14 protein-coding genes are annotated in these 15,613 nt (G+C 72.6%); 6 read left to right on the top strand and 8 right to left on the bottom strand.

The window, feature by feature from the left end; genetic code table 11:
• The first annotated feature begins 8 nt into the window (after positions 1-8).
• Together CFP66_RS05360 and CFP66_RS05355 are read left to right on the top strand one after the other, a co-directional pair.
• Positions 9-689, top strand: coding sequence for a PIG-L deacetylase family protein (locus tag CFP66_RS05360; protein WP_094920767.1), 681 nt, complete (start codon positions 9-11; stop codon positions 687-689).
• A gap of 58 nt (positions 690-747) precedes the next feature.
• Positions 748-1,773, top strand: a complete 1,026-nt coding sequence (locus CFP66_RS05355; RefSeq protein ID WP_094920766.1) for an NAD(P)-dependent oxidoreductase — start codon at positions 748-750, stop codon at positions 1,771-1,773.
• A gap of 65 nt (positions 1,774-1,838) precedes the next feature.
• Here CFP66_RS05355 and CFP66_RS05350 read toward each other — a convergent pair whose 3' ends face one another.
• On the bottom strand, positions 1,839-3,134 hold the full coding sequence (locus CFP66_RS05350; protein ID WP_233159210.1) for an IS30 family transposase: 1,296 nt from the start codon (positions 3,132-3,134) through the stop codon (positions 1,839-1,841).
• 98 nt (positions 3,135-3,232) lie between these two features.
• Between CFP66_RS05350 and CFP66_RS05345 the strand changes: the two genes are divergently transcribed.
• Positions 3,233-3,505: a DUF2277 domain-containing protein gene (locus CFP66_RS05345; RefSeq protein ID WP_094920764.1), complete on the top strand. Its 273-nt coding sequence runs from the start codon at positions 3,233-3,235 to the stop codon at positions 3,503-3,505.
• Positions 3,506-3,528: 23 nt separating this feature from the next.
• Here the strand turns inward: CFP66_RS05345 and CFP66_RS05340 are convergent, their stop codons facing one another.
• A complete protein-coding gene (locus CFP66_RS05340; protein WP_094920763.1) occupies positions 3,529-4,791 on the bottom strand; it encodes a sorbosone dehydrogenase family protein in 1,263 nt (420 codons plus the stop codon).
• A gap of 66 nt (positions 4,792-4,857) precedes the next feature.
• Between CFP66_RS05340 and CFP66_RS05335 the strand changes: the two genes are divergently transcribed.
• Positions 4,858-8,196, top strand: a complete 3,339-nt coding sequence (locus tag CFP66_RS05335) for a S41 family peptidase (RefSeq protein ID WP_094920761.1) — start codon at positions 4,858-4,860, stop codon at positions 8,194-8,196.
• A 20-nt stretch (positions 8,197-8,216) separates the two neighbouring features.
• On the opposite strand, the gene CFP66_RS05330 is transcribed toward CFP66_RS05335, so the two are convergent.
• Genes CFP66_RS05330 through CFP66_RS05315 form a run of 4 tightly spaced genes read right to left on the bottom strand, consistent with a single transcriptional unit; the run spans position 8,217 to position 12,576 of the window.
• The gene (locus tag CFP66_RS05330) at positions 8,217-9,542 is read right to left on the bottom strand and encodes a sugar ABC transporter substrate-binding protein (RefSeq protein WP_158228030.1); all 1,326 of its coding nucleotides are present in this window, start codon (positions 9,540-9,542) and stop codon (positions 8,217-8,219) included.
• A 5-nt stretch (positions 9,543-9,547) separates the two neighbouring features.
• Positions 9,548-10,834, bottom strand: coding sequence for a sulfatase (locus CFP66_RS05325; RefSeq protein ID WP_094920758.1), 1,287 nt, complete (start codon positions 10,832-10,834; stop codon positions 9,548-9,550).
• Between the two features lie 10 nt (positions 10,835-10,844).
• Entirely contained in the window at positions 10,845-11,669 is an 825-nt protein-coding gene (locus CFP66_RS05320; protein ID WP_094920756.1) for a carbohydrate ABC transporter permease, read from the bottom strand.
• Positions 11,662-12,576 carry a carbohydrate ABC transporter permease gene (locus CFP66_RS05315; protein WP_094920755.1) on the bottom strand — a complete coding sequence of 305 codons (915 nt, stop codon included), beginning with the start codon at positions 12,574-12,576 and terminating at the stop codon, positions 11,662-11,664. The genes CFP66_RS05320 and CFP66_RS05315 overlap by 8 nt, the downstream gene beginning before the upstream one ends.
• A gap of 125 nt (positions 12,577-12,701) precedes the next feature.
• On the opposite strand from CFP66_RS05315, the gene CFP66_RS05310 reads away from it, so the two are divergent.
• Together CFP66_RS05310 and CFP66_RS05305 are read left to right on the top strand one after the other, a co-directional pair.
• A complete protein-coding gene (locus CFP66_RS05310) occupies positions 12,702-13,316 on the top strand; it encodes a TetR/AcrR family transcriptional regulator (protein WP_094920753.1) in 615 nt (204 codons plus the stop codon).
• A gap of 28 nt (positions 13,317-13,344) precedes the next feature.
• Complete coding sequence (locus CFP66_RS05305) at positions 13,345-13,818, top strand: hypothetical protein (protein WP_094920751.1); 474 nt, start codon at positions 13,345-13,347, stop codon at positions 13,816-13,818.
• A 178-nt stretch (positions 13,819-13,996) separates the two neighbouring features.
• Here CFP66_RS05305 and CFP66_RS05300 read toward each other — a convergent pair whose 3' ends face one another.
• Positions 13,997-14,788: an SAM-dependent methyltransferase gene (locus CFP66_RS05300; RefSeq protein WP_233159153.1), complete on the bottom strand. Its 792-nt coding sequence runs from the start codon at positions 14,786-14,788 to the stop codon at positions 13,997-13,999.
• Positions 14,785-15,591 carry an SAM-dependent methyltransferase gene (locus CFP66_RS05295; protein WP_094920749.1) on the bottom strand — a complete coding sequence of 269 codons (807 nt, stop codon included), beginning with the start codon at positions 15,589-15,591 and terminating at the stop codon, positions 14,785-14,787. Before CFP66_RS05295 ends, CFP66_RS05300 begins: the two co-directional genes overlap by 4 nt.
• Positions 15,592-15,613: the final 22 nt, after the last annotated feature.

Below are 15,613 nucleotides of genomic sequence, written 5' to 3'. Positions count from 1 at the left end.
AAGTAGCCATGCTGAGCCTGCTGCCCGAGCGCCTCGACCGGATGGTGCTGCTCGGCGCCCACTGCGACGACATCGCGATCGGAGCGGGTGGCGCGCTGCTGGAACTGTGCCGCGCACACCCCGGCGTCACCGTCACGGCGCTGGTGCTCACCGGCGGCGGGTCGCTGCGCGAGGAGGAGGAGCGTGCCGCGCTGAGCGCGTTCTGCCCCGGTGCCTCGCTCGACGTCACCGTCCTCGACCTGCCCGACGGGCGCGTGCCCACGCGGTGGGAGCGGGCGAAGCTCGCCGTGGAGGAGCTGCGCGGCCACGGGGAACCGGACCTCATCTTCGCGCCCTCGGCGCACGACGCCCACCAGGACCACCGGACACTGGCCGAGCTCGTGCCCACCGTCTTCCGGGACCACCTGACGCTGGGCTACGAGATCCTCAAGTGGGACGGCGACCTCGCCCAGCCCACCGCCTACCTGCCGCTCTCCGAGCTCGTGCTGCGGGAGAAGGTCGCCAAGCTGCACGAGCACTACGGCTCGCAGCGCGACCGCGCCTGGTTCGACCACGAGACGTTCGCCGGGCTCGCCCGCATCCGCGGCGTGCAGTGCCACGCCCGCTACGCCGAGGCGTTCCACGTCCCGAAGCTCGTGCTCGGCGTGGCGCCGCTCCCGGGCACCGACCCGATGGACGGGATCCGGTAACAGGGCGGCGCAGCGGCTCGACGAGAAGAAGACGACCGACCGAAGGGAAACAGCACCCGTGCGCATCCTCCTGACCGGGCACCAGGGCTACCTGGGCACTGTGATGGCCCCGATCCTCACTGCGGCCGGTCATGAGGTGACCGGTCTGGACAGCGGGCTGTTCGCCGACTGCGTGCTCGGTTCCCTGGACTCGCCCGACGTCCAGGGCCTGTCCACCGACCTGCGCGACGTCACCACCTCGCAGCTGCAGGGGTTCGACGCCGTCGTGCACATGGCCGCGCTGTCGAACGACCCGCTGGGCTCGCTCGCTCCCGAGATCACCTACGACATCAACCACCACGCGTCCACGCGCCTGGCCCGGCTGTCGAAGGAGGCCGGCGTCTCGCGGTTCGTCTACGCCTCCACCTGCTCGGTGTACGGCGCCCAGTCGGGCGAGGACCTCGTGGACGAGGACGCCCCGCTCAAGCCGGTCACCCCCTACGCGATCTCCAAGGTGCGCGTGGAGGACGACCTCGCCGAGCTCGCCGACAGCGACTTCGTGCCGGTCTCGATGCGCAACGCCACCGCGTTCGGCTTCTCGCCCCGGCTGCGCGCCGACATCGTGCTCAACAACCTGGTCGGCCACGCGGTCCTGTCCGGCGTGGTGAAGGTGCTCTCCGACGGCACCCCGTGGCGCCCCCTGGCCCACGCCGACGACATCGCCGGTGCGGTGGCGGCGGCGCTCGTCGCGCCCGCCGACGTGGTGCGCGCCCGCGCCTACAACGTGGGCACCGAGAAGAACAACCGCACGGTCGCCGAGATCGCCGCGGCCGTGGTCGACGCCGTGCCCGGTTCGGAGCTGTCCATCACCGGCGAGGCCGGCAACGACCCGCGCTCCTACCGGGTCGACTTCGCGAGGGCCCGCAAGGAGCTCGGCTTCGAGGCCCAGTGGTCCATCCCGGACGGCGCCGCCCAGCTGGCGAAGGAGTACCAGGGGCGCGGCCTGACCCAGGAGGCGTTCGACAAGAAGTTCACGAGGCTGGCGGTCCTGAACGCCCGCCAGGCGGCAGGCGAGCTGGACGCGGACATGCGCGTCATCGGCTGACGCCCACACCCCCGCACCACCCCGGCGCACCTTGGAGCCTCACTGCTGTTTTTCGGGGCTCGGTTTCAGGGGGTGATCGCAACACCGGTTGTTGTCACCGGCCTCGACTGTAAGCGAGCGAGGGCCTCGGCTGGGGTTTCCCAGTCGAGGGTCTTGCGGGGTCGCCCGTTCAGCTCGGCGGCGACGCGGTCGAGCTCGGCCGCGGTGTGCACTGACAGATCGGTGCCCTTGGGGAAGTACTGGCGCAGCAGCCCGTTGGTGTTCTCGTTGCTGCCGCGCTGCCAGGGGCTGTGCGGGTCGCAGAAGTAGATCGGCAGGTCCAAGGCGACGGTGATCTCCTGGTGGCGGCTCAGTTCGACGCCCTGGTCCCAGGTCAAGGACCGACGCAACGCCGCGGACAGCTCGTGCATGTTGGTGATCATGGCGTCGCGGACCTGCTCGGCGCCGTGCCTGCCGGGCAGGTGCAGCAGCATCACGAACCGGGTGGTGCGCTCGACCAGGGTGCCGATGGCTGTGGTGTTGTCCGCGCCCAGGATCAGATCGCCTTCCCAGTGCCCGGGCACGTTGCGGTCCTCGGCCTCAGCGGGCCGCTGGGAGATCAGCAGTTCCTCGGGGATATGCGACCGCTTACGGCGGCGATCCACCCGCCGTTCCGGGCGGCGCACCGCCCGCCCGGTGCGCAGACACTTGGTCAGCTCGCGACGCAGCTGGCCGCGGCTTTGAACGTAAAGTTCCTGGTAGATGGTCTCGTGGGACAACCGCATCTCCGGCTGGTCGGGGAACTCGCGGCGCAGTCTGCGACCGATCTGCTCCGGGCTCCACGATTTCGTCAGCTCATCCTGCACCCGTTCGACCAGTGTGGGGTTCCTTGAGAGCTTGGTCGGTTTCGGGCGCCGGGCCCGCTGCTCGGCCTTGGCTTGGGCCACCGAGGGCCGGTAACACAACCGCTCCCGCCAGACCGGGCCTGCAGATGCCTTCGACCGGCCGGGCTGGGGCTCCTGTCCAGCGCGAGCACGCGCCTGCTGCTCCCGCGCCGGTCGGCGCCGGGCCTCGCGCTCGCCCCACATCATCTGGTTGCGTTTGAGCTCACGACCGATCGTGGACCGATGCCGGCCCAGCACACGGGCGATATCGCTGTCACACAGCCCGGCCGCGATCTCGTCGCGCTCGGCCTGCGACAGATTCCGTCCCGAGGGCTCAGCAAGATCAGGTGCCACCCCGCCAGCTTCGGCGACCCAGTTGCGGCCCGTCGACTCCGACACACCCGCACACGCAGCCGCCTCAGCCAGCCGAGCACCGTTCTTCCAGGCCCGCCAGAACTTGCGCACCCGTTCGCCAGGCACACGCCGCCGACCCGCCATCGTCATCACCCCAGATCAAGAGGGGTGTTGCGATCACTCCTTGAATCCGCCGGGCTGAGAACAGCAGTACGGCTCCAAGGTGGGGCAGGATGACGGGTGTGTGTCGCAACATCCGGACCCTGCACAACTTCTCCCCGCCTGCCCGCTCCGACGAGGTGCAGGCCGCGGCCTTGCAGTACGTGCGGAAGGTGAGCGGTTCCGCCCGGCCGTCGCAGGCCAACGAGGAGGCGTTCGCGCGGGCCGTCGAGGCGGTGGCCGCAGCCACGCAGCAGTTGCTCGACGAGCTCGTGACCACCGCGCCGCCGAAGGACCGCGAGGTGGAAGCGGCGAAAGCGCGGGAACGTGCGGCGCTGCGCTACGGCACGCGCTGACCGCACGCGCTGACCAAGGTGGCTCAGACGGGGGTGATGCGGAGGACCCTGTCGTCCGATCCGTTCGATGTCGAGATCAGGAGTGCTCCGTCGTTCGTCACGCGTACCCCGCGGAGGCGTCCGAACGCTCCGTCCAGCGGGGCCGGCACGCTGACCTCCGCGACCGCGCCGTCCGGTCCCAGGCCCATCAGCAGCAGCTTCTCCCCGCGCAGGGCCCCGACCGCCAGCGCGCCGTCGAGCTCGCCCCACTGCGGGCCGGACAGGAACGCGGCACCGGAGACCGCCTCCACGGGGCTGCCCGAGCTCCACGCGGCCGGCACGGCGTCCGGGAAGCGCTCGAGGTCGGTCATGGGCACCGACTCGTCGTAGCCGCCCACGGTGCCGCCCTGTGAGGGGTCCCAGCCGTAGTTGCCGCCTGCCTGCAGGCGGTTGACCTCGTCGTCGGTGCTCGGACCGTGCTCGGCGGTGTAGACCTCGCCGGTGCCCGGCTGCACGGCCACGCCCTGCACGTTGCGGTGTCCGTAGGTCCACACCAGCTGCTGCGCCGGGTTCTCGGCGTCGGCGAACGGGTTGCCCTCGGCCGGTTCGCCGGTGGCGAGGTCCACGCGCAGCACCTTCCCGCCGAGCGAGGTGAGGTCCTGCGAGATCGCGCCGCGGGCGGTGTCGCCGGTGCCGACGAGCAGGCTGCCGTCGTCCGCGACGGTCGGCCGGCAACCGGAGTGCCGGCCGGACGGGTTGATGGGCAGCCCTCCGACGAGCGGATCCGCCACGCGCGACGCCGCGGTGCCGTCCGTCGACAGCTCCCACGTCACGAGCCGGACGTCCGTGGGCTGCCCTTCCTGCATGTGGGTCTGGCACGTGGTGAAGCGGCGTGACTCCGCGAAGTCGGGGTGCACGACCATGCCCATCAGACCGCCCTCGCCGCGGACGTGGACGTCGGAGAGGTCGGCGTTCACCGGGGTGACGGCGGCGCCGGGGGTGGTGGCCGACAGCAGCGCGATCCGCCCGTCCCGCTCGGTGACCAGCGCCCGGCCGTCGGGCAGGACGCCGATGTCCCACACGTGCGAGAGGCCGGCGGCCACGACCTCGACCTGCAGGTCCGGGGTGCCGGTGCGGCTGGGGGCGGGACTGCCCGTCATGCCCGTGGCGGCCGGCGCGGTGCCCGCACCCCCGCCCTCCACGGACGTGGCGTCGGGACCGGTGCACCCGGTGAGGCCGAGCACCGTGGAGACACCGGCCGCCAGGACGGCTCGTCGGACCGGACCGGGCACCCACCGACGACGCATGCACCCATCCTGGCGCCATCCGGGTGAGTTCGCCGTACTCGTGGTCACTCGCTACCGTCGGTTTTCATGCGATCGAGGTACTACCTGCGCTTCCCGCACCTGCACGGCGACACGCTCGTCCTCACGGCGGAGGACGACGTGTGGACGGCGCCGCTGGCCGGTGGGCGCGCCTACCGGCTCACCGCCGACGCAGTGCCGGTCGCCCAGCCGCGCCTGTCGCCCGACGGCACGCGCGTCGCGTGGACGTCGTGGCGCGACGGTGCCCCGGAGGTCCACGTCAGCGACGTCGATGGCGGGGGCGTGCGGCGGCTGACGTACTGGGGCGATCCCCGGGCGCAGTCGCTGGGCTGGACGCCCGACGGCGAGGTGCTCGCGGTGAGCGCGACCGGGCAGGCATCGGCGCGGCGGGCCTGGGCGTACGCCATCCCGTCCGAGGGCGGCAACCCGCGTCGGCTGGACCTCGGGCCGGTGTCGGACGTGGCGCTGAGCGCGGGGGGACCCACCGTCGTCGTCGGCACGGTGATGGTGCGCGAGCCCGCGTGGTGGAAGCGCTACCGGGGCGGCACCGCCGGACGGCTGTGGTGGGACCGCGCCGGTTCGGGGGAGTTCGAGCGGCTCGCGGCCGACCTCGACGGCCAGCTTTCCTCGCCGATGCTCGTCGGCTCGGACGCCGGGATGCGCATCGCGTTCATCTCCGACCACGAGGGCTGGGGGAACGTCTACTCCCTCGGCGCCGACGGCACCGGGCTGCGCCGCCACACCGACCACGGCGGCCCGGACGCGCCGGCGTTCTACGTGCGGCACGCGAGCACCGACGGGCAGCGGGTGGTCTACGAGTCGGCGGGCGAGCTGTGGATCCTCGACTCGCTGGACGCGTCCCCGCGGCGGCTCGACGTCCGCCTCGGAGGGCCGCGCAGCCACCGCGAGCCGTTCCGGGTCGCCACCGACCGCGAGCTGACGTGGGCGGCCCCGGACCGCACCGGTCGCACGAGCATCGCGCTGGTCCGCGGCACGGTGCACCGGCTCACCCATCGCGACGGGCCGGCGCGCACGCTGCTCGCGGAACCCGGGGTGCGCGCCCGGCTCGCCCGACCGCTGGGCGAGGACCGCGCCGTGTGGGTCGACGATGCGGAGGGGGAGGACGCGGTCTGCATCGCCCCGCTGGACGACCGCGCGGACGGGGCGCCGCCGGTGCGCCGCGTGGGCGCGGGGGAGATCGGGCGCGTGCTGGAACTGGCGCCCGCGCCCGACGGGTCGGCCGTGGCCCTCGCCGCCCACGACGGCAGGCTGCTGGTGCTCGACGTCGCCTCCGGCGGGCTGCGGCAGCTCGCGCGCGGCGCCGACCGCGAGGTCTCGGACCTGTGCTGGTCGCCCGACAGCGCGTGGCTTGCCTACAGCGACCCGGTCGAAGCCGGGCTCTCGCGGATCGTGATGGCGCGGCTGGCCGACGACACCCTGGTGGCGGTCACCGAGCCGCGCTTCGCCGACACCGACCCCACGTTCACCGCCGACGGCAAGTTCCTGGCGTTCCTGTCCCGGCGCAGCTTCGACCCGATCTACGACGAGCACTCCTTCGACCTCACATTCCCCGCGTCGTGGCGCCCGTTCCTGGTGCCGCTCGCGGCGCGCACGCCGTCGCCGTTCGGGGCGAGCCCGGACGGGCGGCCGGTCTCGCCGGGGGAGGAGGGACCGGCCGACCTGCGCGCCCCGGCCGCCGCCGACCCGTCGTCCGACGCACCGGCTCCCGAGGAACCCGTGAAGGACGAGGCGGGCCCACCGCCGGTCGTCGTCGACATCGACGGGCTCGCGGCGCGGGTCGTGCCGGTACCGGTGCCGGCCGCCCGCTACAGCGGTATGCGTGCGGCCAAGGACTGCCTGCTCTGGTACCGCCTGCCGGTGTCGGGCGTGCTCGGCGACACGATCGCCGGCACCGACGAGCGGGCCGGCCGGCCGGTGCTGGAGCGCTTCGACCTGGTGCGCCGCAAGCTCGACGTCATCGCCGACCCGGTGAGCGCCTTCGACGTGAGCGGCGACGGCACCCGCCTGATCGTGCGCGACGGGCGCGCCCTGCGCGTGCTGCGGAGCGACCGCTCCGGCTCCGACGCGCCGGGCGGTGGCGAGGGCGACGAGTTCGAGGTCGACACGCGCCGCATCGTCGTGACGGTCGAGCCGACCGCCGAGTGGCGGCAGATGTTCGACGAGGCGGGCCGGCTGATGCGCGACCACTTCTGGGTGGCCGACATGGCGGGGGTGGACTGGACCGCCGAGCTGGCGCGCTACCGGCCGCTCGTCGACGCCGTCGGCGGCCACGACGACCTCGTCGACCTGCTGTGGGAGCTGCAGGGGGAGCTGGGTACCTCCCACGCCTACGTCCGCGCGGGTGCCGCGGGCGACCCGGGCGGCCGGCCCGGGCTGCTCGGCGCCGACCTGGAACCCGCACCTGATGGCGAGGGCTGGCGCGTCGTGCGGGTGCTGCCGCCGGAGACGTCCGCACCGGCCGCGCGCAGCCCGCTCACCGGGCCCGGGGTCGACGTCCGCGGGGGCGACGTGCTCCTCGAGGTCGGCGGCAGGCCCGTCGACCCGCGGTACGGGCCGGCGCCGCTGCTGCTCTCCGGCGCCGACGAGCTCGTCGAGCTCACCGTCCGGTCCGGTCCGGAGCGGGCCGACGCCCGGCAGGTGCGCCGCGTCGTGGTGCGGCCGCTGGCGTCCGAGGCCGCGCTGCGCTACCAGGACTGGGTGGCCGGACGCCGCGCGTTCGTGGCCGACCGCTCCGAGGGCAGGCTCGGCTACCTGCACGTCCCGGACATGATGGCGCCGGGATGGGCGCAGCTGCACCGGGACCTGAGCCGCGAGACCTCCCGCGAGGGCCTGGTCCTCGACGTCCGCGGCAACAGCGGTGGGCACACCTCGGAGCTGGTGGTGGAGAAGCTGGCGCGCAAGGTGATCGGCTGGTCCTCGCCGCGGCACCGACAGGCCGGCACCTACCCCGAGGACGCGCCGCGCGGCCCGGTCGTCGCGATCGCCGACGAGCTGGCGGGCTCCGACGGCGACATCGTCACGGCGGCGATCAAACGCCTCGGCATCGGCCCGGTCGTCGGCGTGCGCACCTGGGGCGGCGTGATCGGCATCGACAGCCGCTACCGCCTGGTGGACGGCACGGGCGTCACGCAGCCGAGGTACGGCCACTGGTTCGACGACACCGGGTGGTCGGTGGAGAACCACGGCGTCGACCCCGACGTCGAGGTCGTGATGGCACCGCAGGACTGGGTGGCCGGGCGGGACCCGCAGCTGGAACGGGCCGTGGACATCGCGCTGGAGTCGCTGGCGAAGCGCCCGGCCGCACAGGCACCGGACCCGTCCACGCGCCCGTCCCGCCGCCGCCCGGAACTGCCACCCCGCCCATGACAACCGCACCTCCAAGGTGGCTATACGAGGGGGGCGCCTGCGTAGCCCTCCAGGGCTGAGGCGAATATCGCTCCTGCTCGCTCCACTTCCCGGCTCGGGTCGGCGCCGTTCAGCTGGCAGGCCTGCAGCACGTCGGACACCGCCTTGTTCAGCTCCGGTGGCAGCCGGGGTTCGCCGCGGGCGCCGGGGAAGATCGTGTCGCGGAACGTGCGCAGTTTCGCGTCCTCGAACGCGCCGAGCTCCTCGGCCCGCCGCATCGCCGAGCGCCGGTAGGGCAGGTAGGACTGCGCCTCCACGCACCAGCGCGCCACCCGCTCGACGCAGGCGGCGTCCATCGAGCCGAGCGCCCAGGCACAGAAGCGGGCCGCGGCGTCGGGGTCGCGGCCCTGCGCGTTGGCGGCGAACGCCCAACCGCCGGTTGCCGTGACGGAGCTCCCGCCCGGGGGCAGCGGGAGCGGGAGCACGCCGTACTCCAGGTCGGGCTTGCCTCGCCGCAGGTCGGCCACACCCCACATGCCGGCGTACTGCATCGCGCAGTAGCCGCTGCCCAGGTTCCCGACCAGGTCGGAGGCACCGCCGCCGCCCGGTGTCCGCGGGACGACGCCGCGGCTGACCAGGTCCTGGAAGAGCTGCAGCGCGGCGACGGTGCCGTTCGAGTCGAACCGTCCCGGCTCGTCCACCAGCCCGGGCAGCCCACCTCCGGCCATCCACAGGTAGGGATAGAAGGTGAAGTTCTGGAAGTAGCCGGGCGCGGTCTCGAACACCGCTCCGAAGCCCTCCCGCGTGGTGAGCCGTTCACCGACGTCGAGCAGCTGGTCCCAGGTCCGGGGCAGGTCGCCCTCGGCGAGTCCGGCCGCCTCGAACGCCGGCACGCTGTAGTACATCGCGAGCGGGCCGCCGCCCATCGGCAGCGCGTGGACCCGCCCGTCGACGCTGCGGCTCTCCAGCAGCTCGGGGTAGAAGTCCGCGCGGGCCTCCTCCGTGAGGTAGGGCGTGAGGTCGGCGAGCACGCCCCCGTTGTAGTAGCGCAGGAAATCGCCGGGGCTCACGACGAACAGGTCGGGCCCCTTCCCCGCGCTGAACGAGGTCTGCAGCTTCGGCCCGTCGACGTACTGGGAGTTCGGCACGAACTCCAGCTCGACCCTCGGGGAGTTCTCGGCGTTCCACGCGTCCACCAGGTCGGTGAACCACTTGCTCTGCAGCGGTTTGCCCCCGCCGGGGGAGTAGAACTGCCAGAACCGCAGCGCTGTCGGGTCGCCCCCGCCGCCGCAGCCGGCGAGCGTGGCGGCTCCCGCGAGCCCGGCTGCGCCCCGCAGCAGCGTGCGCCTGCTGACCTGCCTGCCCACGCCCGTCATCCCTTCTGGAACGTCCGGTCCGTGACCAGGTCGGTGCGGGAGGCCTCCTTGAGCAGGTCGGTCCCCGCGCGGCGCTGCGCCTCCGGGCGCTGCGCCTCGATCTCGTCGGTGAAGGCACGGGCGAGCCCGAGGAGCCGCTGCACCTCGTCGGGGTGCAGGGAGCCGAGGTCGTAGCTCTCACCCGGATCGGCCACGAGGTCGAACAGCTGCGGCAGCTCGCGGCGGTCCCGCTCCGGGTGGCGTGCGACGTGCAGCTTGAAGCGCCCGGAGCGCACGGCGTTCAGCGACCAGTGGCTGAAGAAGTACAAGGCCTCGCGCTCCGGCGCCGGGCCGCCGTCGAACAGCGCCCCGATGTCGATGCCGTCGAGCGGCCTGTCGTCCGGGGCGGGGGCGCCGGCGACACCGGCGAGGGTCGGCAGCAGGTCGAGGAAGGAGATCGGCTCCGCACAACGGGTGCCCGGCGCGATCCGGCTCGGCCACCGGGCGAGGAACGGCACCCGGATGCCGCCCTCCCAGGTCTGGATCTTGCGGCCGCGGAATCCGCCCGCGCTGCCTTCGAACCACGGGCCGTTGTCGCTGGTGATGATCACCAGGGTGTCGTCGGTGAGCCCGAGCCGGTCCAGGTGAGCGGTGAGCCGGCCCACGTGGTGGTCGATGCACTCGATCACGTCGCCGTAGGTGCCGGCCGCGGAGGTGCCCCGGAACTCCTCCTCCACGTGCAGCGGGATGTGCGGCATCGTGTGCGGGAGGTAGACGAAGAACGGCTCCTCGCGGTGCTCCTCGATGAACGCCATCGCCTCGTCGGTGTAGCGCCGCGTCACCAGCGACTGGTCGAGCTCGCCGTCGACCCGCTCGGTGCCCTCCATCAGGTACACCGGATCCATGTCGTTGCTGTAGGGCAACCCGATGAACTCGTCGAACCCGTGCCTCATCGGATGGTGGTCGGGCTTCGCGCCGAGGTGCCACTTGCCGTACACCGCGCACCGGTAGCCCGCGTCGCGCAGCACCTCCGCGACCGTGACCTCGCTGTCGGGCAGGCCCTCCGCGTCGTCCGGGAAGATCACGCGCGGCAGGCCGACGCGTTGGGCGTAGCGGCCGGTCATCAGCGCCGCCCGGGACGGCGTGCAGGTCGGCGCGCCCGCGTAGGCGTCGGTGAACGTCATGCCGCCGGCCGCGATCGCGTCCATGTTCGGGGTCCTGATCAGCGACGAGCCCGTGCAGCTCAGGTCGCCGTACCCCATGTCGTCCATCATGATCAGGACGACGTTGGGTCGTTCGGTCATGGATCCCCCTCTACTTCAGTCCGGACGTCTTGATCGACTCGATGATCTGGCGCTGGAACACGAGGAACAGCGCGATCGTGGGGAGGGAGGCCAGCGTGGACGCGGCGAGGATCGTGTTCCACTCGCCGGCGAACTCGCCCTGCAGCGAGGCGATCCCGATCTGGACGACCCAGCGGGAGCTGTCGCTGGTGGTGGTCAGCGGCCACAGGAACGAGTTCCAGGCACCGAGGAAGATGAAGATCGACAGCGCGGCGAGGATCGGTCGGCTCAGCGGCAGGGCGACGCGCCAGTAGATGCCCAGCGGGCCGCAGCCGTCGATCTTCGCGGCCTCCTCCAGCTCGGCCGGCATGGTCAGGTAGAACTGCCGCAGCAGGAACAGCGCGAACGCCTGGAAGACCATCGGCAGCGCGACGCCCGCGTAGGTGTCGAGCAGCCCGAGCTCCCGGACCACGATGAAGAGCGGCACGATGATCATCGGCATCGACACGAGGATCGTCGCGAACAACGTGAAGAAGATGCCGTCCCGGCCGCGGAACCGCAGCCTGGCCAGCGCGAACGCCGCCATCGAGTGGAACAGGACCGCTGCCACCGTGACGCCGGCGGCGAGCAGGAAGCTGTTCCACAGGTAGAGCCCGAACGGCGCGCCGGTCAGGACCTCCTGGAAGTTCTCCAGGGTGGGCGCGGTCGGGAGGACCTTGCCGTCGAACACGTCGTCGGGCGGTTTGAGCGCCCCGCTGAGCATCAGCAGCATCGGGCCCGCGGTGATCAGCGCCAGCACCACGGCGGCCGCGAAGGCGAGCCGGTTCGGGCGGCCGGTGCGCGTGCGCTCACTCATGGTCGAACCGCCCGCCTCGGGTGAGCAGGAACATCGCGCCGGTGAGGACGACGAGGGTGAGGACGACGATCGTCGCGAGTGCCGCGGCGTAGCCGTAGTTGTTGAACTGGAACGCCTGTTGGTAGATGTAGAACATCCCGAGCGACGTGGCGTTGGCCGGTCCGCCGTTGGTCATCACGTAGATCAGGTCGAACGCCTGCGCCCCCGAGATCGCGGCCACCGTGGAGACCACCACCACGAAGAAGCTGGTGGGCTTCAGCAGTGGCCAGGTGATCGCGCGGAACGTCGTGATCGGGCCGGCGCCGTCCACCTTCGCCGCGTCGTAGTACTCACGGGGGATGTCGTTCAGCCCCGAGATGAAAATGATCATGTAATAGCCCATGTAGAACCAGATGCTCACCAGCAGGACGGTGAGCAGTGCGTACCGGCCGTCGCCGAGCCAGGACACGCCCTCGATCCCGATCCCGGCCAGTAGCCGGTTGACCACGCCCGTCTTGTCGACGAGCAGGAACTGCCAGACGAGGCCGATCACGACCAGGCTGACGACGTGCGGCAGGAAGAACGCCGCGCGCAGTACTCCCACCCACGGCATCTTCTGCCGCAGCAGCAGCGCCAGGCCCAGGCTCGCGAGGAAGACGCCGGGCACCATCCCCGCGACGTACACCACCGTGACCAGCAGGCTCTTGCCGAACAGCGGATCGGTGAGCATGCGCCCGTAGTTCTCGAGCCCGATGTACGCGTAGTGCCCGAAGCCGTCCACGCGGTACAGGCTCAGGCCGAGGCTGAGCAGGATCGGTCCGCCGAGGAAGACGGCGAAGCCGAGCAGGTCCGGCGCGAGCAGGATCGCGGCCGCGGCCCGGTCCCCGTGCGGGGCGCGCAGTGCGCGCGGCGCCCCCGTGCTGCTCATGGACCACTCCGCTCGTCGTCGAAGAAACCTACCGAGTGCTAGGTAAGTTTAGGGACGCCGCCCGGTGGTGGCAAGACCGGTGGCTAAGGTCGGCGCGGACCGGCGGATCGACGAGGGGGGCACCGATGGCCAGTCGCCCCGCGCGGCGGACCACGCCGAAAGGGGTCCAGGCGCGCGCCCGGATCGTGGCCGAGGCGGCGCGCATCTTCGCCCGCGACGGCTACCGGGCGGGATCACTCGCCGCGATCGCCGATGCCGCCGGGCTCACCCAGCCCGGGCTCCTGCACTACTTCCCGACGAAGGCTGCGCTGCTGCTCGCACTGATCGAGGAACGGGACGCGCGCACGGCGTCGTTCGTCCGCGAGCACACGGGCTCGTCCGACCCGGCCGAGACCGCGCTCGACGGCTTCGTCGACGGTGTCCGCCACAACACCGAGGAGCCGCACCTGGTGGAGCTGATGACGGTGCTGTCCGCCGAGAGCATCAGCCCGGACCACCCCGCGCACGACTGGTTCGTCCGTCGGTACGAGGAGCTGGTCGCGCGGCTCGCGGCAGGGGTGAGCCTGGAGCAGCGAGTCGGCCGCTGGCACAGCGAGATCGACCCGGTGCACGCGGCGCGGCTCCTCGTCGGGCTCGCCGACGGGCTTCGGCTGCAACGGCTGCTCGGCCGGCCCGACCTCGATCACGCCGCCCTGCTCGCGGACCTGCTGCGCCGGCTGCGCAGCGGCTCCCACGACTAACGCGGCTGCGCCGGGGAAGTCCCGGCCCATGGGATCCCTCGTGGCCGGCCTCGCCGCCGGAGCCGCCGGCACCACCGCTCTGAACCTCGTGACCTACCTCGACATGGTCGTGCGCGCGCGGCCGGCGAGCACGACCCCGGAGACCACGGTGCGCAGGACCGAGGAGATGGCGGGCGTCGAGCTGGCCCCGCAAGGCCCCGACAGCGACGAGGCGGGCAACCGCCGGTCCGGCCTCGGCGCGCTGCTCGGGATCGCCGCCGGGCTGGGCACGGGAGCGGCCTACGGGCTGGTGCGCAGGCGGCTGCCGGGGGTGCCGCTGCCGGTTCTCGGTGCGGGAGTGGGGATCGCCGTGAACGTGGGGACGACCGGGCCGATGGCCGCGCTGGGCGTGACGGACCCGCGCACCTGGTCGGGTAGCTCCTGGGTGTCCGACCTCGTGCCGCACCTGGCCTACGGGCTGGTCACGGCCTGCGTCTACGACATGATCCGGGGCTCGCGGTAGAGGCCCGGCCGGCTTTGACACGCGGTGGCGAGGGTGTGCGAGTCGTACGCCGGCGGCCTCTCGACCTTGCTGGCGTACGTCTCGCACACACCCCCCCGGATCCGCGCCGCGCACCCGCCGGAGCGCCGGGTCGGGCGGAGTGGACCGGTGAACGTCCGTGGCCACCGTGGCGGTCCGGTCAGGGGAGCCGCGCGACGCCTGCGGTGAAGCCCACGTGCTCGTCCGCGACGTCGTCGCCGGGCCGCCAGCGGCTCGCGTCGACGAGGCCGGGTTCCACGAGCTGCGCGTCACCGAGCATCGCGCTGATGCGCTCGCGGGAACGCGGCCAGATCGGGTGGGCGGTGCGCTGGTACGTGCTCGCCGCCGCCGCGGCGGTGTCGGGATCGTGGTCGCCCGTGACGTGCGAGAGCACGTGCATGCTGCCCGGCGCCAGCCGGCTGCGGTAGGCGGCGCACAGCGCGACCGGGTCGTCGTCGTCGGACACGAAGTGCAGGACGGCGACCGTCAGCAGGGCGACCGGTCGGGACAGGTCGAGCAGGTCCCGCACGCCCGGTGCCGCGAATACGGCATCGGGGTCGCGCATGTCGGCCGTGGTGATCGTGGTGAACGGATCGCCCTCGAGCAGGGCAATCGCGGACGCGACCGTCACGGCCTCGTTGTCGACGTACGCCACCCGGGCCGTCCCCCCGCCGGCTCGGGCGACCTCGTGCACGTTGCCGACCGTCGGGATGCCCGAGCCCAGGTCGAGGAACTGGTCGATTCCGGCGGCCCGGCAGTACCGCACGGCGCGCCCCAGGAAGCGCCGGTTCGCCCGCACCGCCTCCACGATCCAGGGCATGACCTCGCGCGTTCGGTCGGCCGCGGCGCGGTCGGCGGCGAAGTTGTGCGAGCCGCCGAGGTGGTAGTCGTACATGCGGGCGGCGTTCGGCACGGTGATGTCGACGTCGGGGAGCCGGGACAGATCCGTCACAGCCGCCGATACTGCCCGATCCGGCCCACCCCGGCCCAGAACCCGCGGTGCTGGGCGTCCGCCGGGTCCTGCGGGCGCCACTGCGACGCGTCGACCATGCCGGGCACGACCAGCTCGGTGCCGGCGAGCATCGCCTCGATCCGCTGCCGCGTCCGGAACGTCAACGGTGTGGCGGTACCGCGGTAGACGCGCTCCGCCGCAGCGATCGGATCCGGATCGTGGTCGCCCGTGACGTGCGAGAGGACGTGCATGCTCCCGGGGGCGAGCCGTCGCCGGTAGCGCTCGACGAGCGCGACCGGGTCGTCGTCGTCGGACAGGTAGTGCAGCACGGCGACGGTGAGCAGGGCGACCGGGCGGGACAGGTCGAGCAGGTCGCGGACGCCGGGGGCGTCGAAGACGGTGTCCGGGTCGCGCATGTCCGCGGCGGTGATGGTGGTGCGGGCGTCGCCGCCGAGGATGGCGGTTGCCGACGCGACGGTGACCGGCTCGACGTCGACGTAGGCGACCCTCGCGAGCGGGGCGGCGTCCTGTGCGACCTCGTGCACGTGCCCGACCGTGGGGATGCCCGACCCCAGGTCGAGGAACTGGTCCACACCCTCGTCGACGCAGAACCGCACGGCGCGCCCCAGGAAGAACCGGTTGGCGCGGACCGCGGCCACGACCCACGGCACGTTCGCCTCGACCTGCTGCGCGGTGGCGCGGTCGGCGGCGAAGTTGTGCGAGCCGCCGAGGTAGTAGTCGTACATCCGGGCCGGGTTCGGCACGTCGGGGTCGAGCGGGGGCAGCTCCGACGCGTCGCTCATCAGGCGGATCGTGCCGCTACCC

The sequence above is a fragment of the Pseudonocardia sp. MH-G8 genome, from assembly GCF_002262885.1.
Lineage (GTDB): Bacteria > Actinomycetota > Actinomycetes > Mycobacteriales > Pseudonocardiaceae > Pseudonocardia.
The sequence above is the reverse complement of the archived record's forward strand: the minus strand, read 5'-3'. Positions and strand labels throughout refer to the sequence as shown.

What these genes read in the sequence shown, in the direction of transcription:
- CFP66_RS05360 (WP_094920767.1), top strand. Translation starts at nt 9, where the DNA reads ATGCTGAGCCTGCTGCCCGAGCGCCTCGACCGGATGGTGCTGCTCGGC.
- CFP66_RS05350 (WP_233159210.1), bottom strand. Translation starts at nt 3,134, where the DNA reads ATGGCGGGTCGGCGGCGTGTGCCTGGCGAACGGGTGCGCAAGTTCTGG.
- CFP66_RS05340 (WP_094920763.1), bottom strand. Translation starts at nt 4,791, where the DNA reads ATGCGTCGTCGGTGGGTGCCCGGTCCGGTCCGACGAGCCGTCCTGGCG.
- CFP66_RS05335 (WP_094920761.1), top strand. Translation starts at nt 4,858, where the DNA reads ATGCGATCGAGGTACTACCTGCGCTTCCCGCACCTGCACGGCGACACG.
- CFP66_RS05325 (WP_094920758.1), bottom strand. Translation starts at nt 10,834, where the DNA reads ATGACCGAACGACCCAACGTCGTCCTGATCATGATGGACGACATGGGG.
- CFP66_RS05320 (WP_094920756.1), bottom strand. Translation starts at nt 11,669, where the DNA reads ATGAGTGAGCGCACGCGCACCGGCCGCCCGAACCGGCTCGCCTTCGCG.
- CFP66_RS05315 (WP_094920755.1), bottom strand. Translation starts at nt 12,576, where the DNA reads ATGAGCAGCACGGGGGCGCCGCGCGCACTGCGCGCCCCGCACGGGGAC.
- CFP66_RS05310 (WP_094920753.1), top strand. Translation starts at nt 12,702, where the DNA reads ATGGCCAGTCGCCCCGCGCGGCGGACCACGCCGAAAGGGGTCCAGGCG.
- CFP66_RS05305 (WP_094920751.1), top strand. Translation starts at nt 13,345, where the DNA reads ATGGGATCCCTCGTGGCCGGCCTCGCCGCCGGAGCCGCCGGCACCACC.
- CFP66_RS05295 (WP_094920749.1), bottom strand. Translation starts at nt 15,591, where the DNA reads ATGAGCGACGCGTCGGAGCTGCCCCCGCTCGACCCCGACGTGCCGAAC.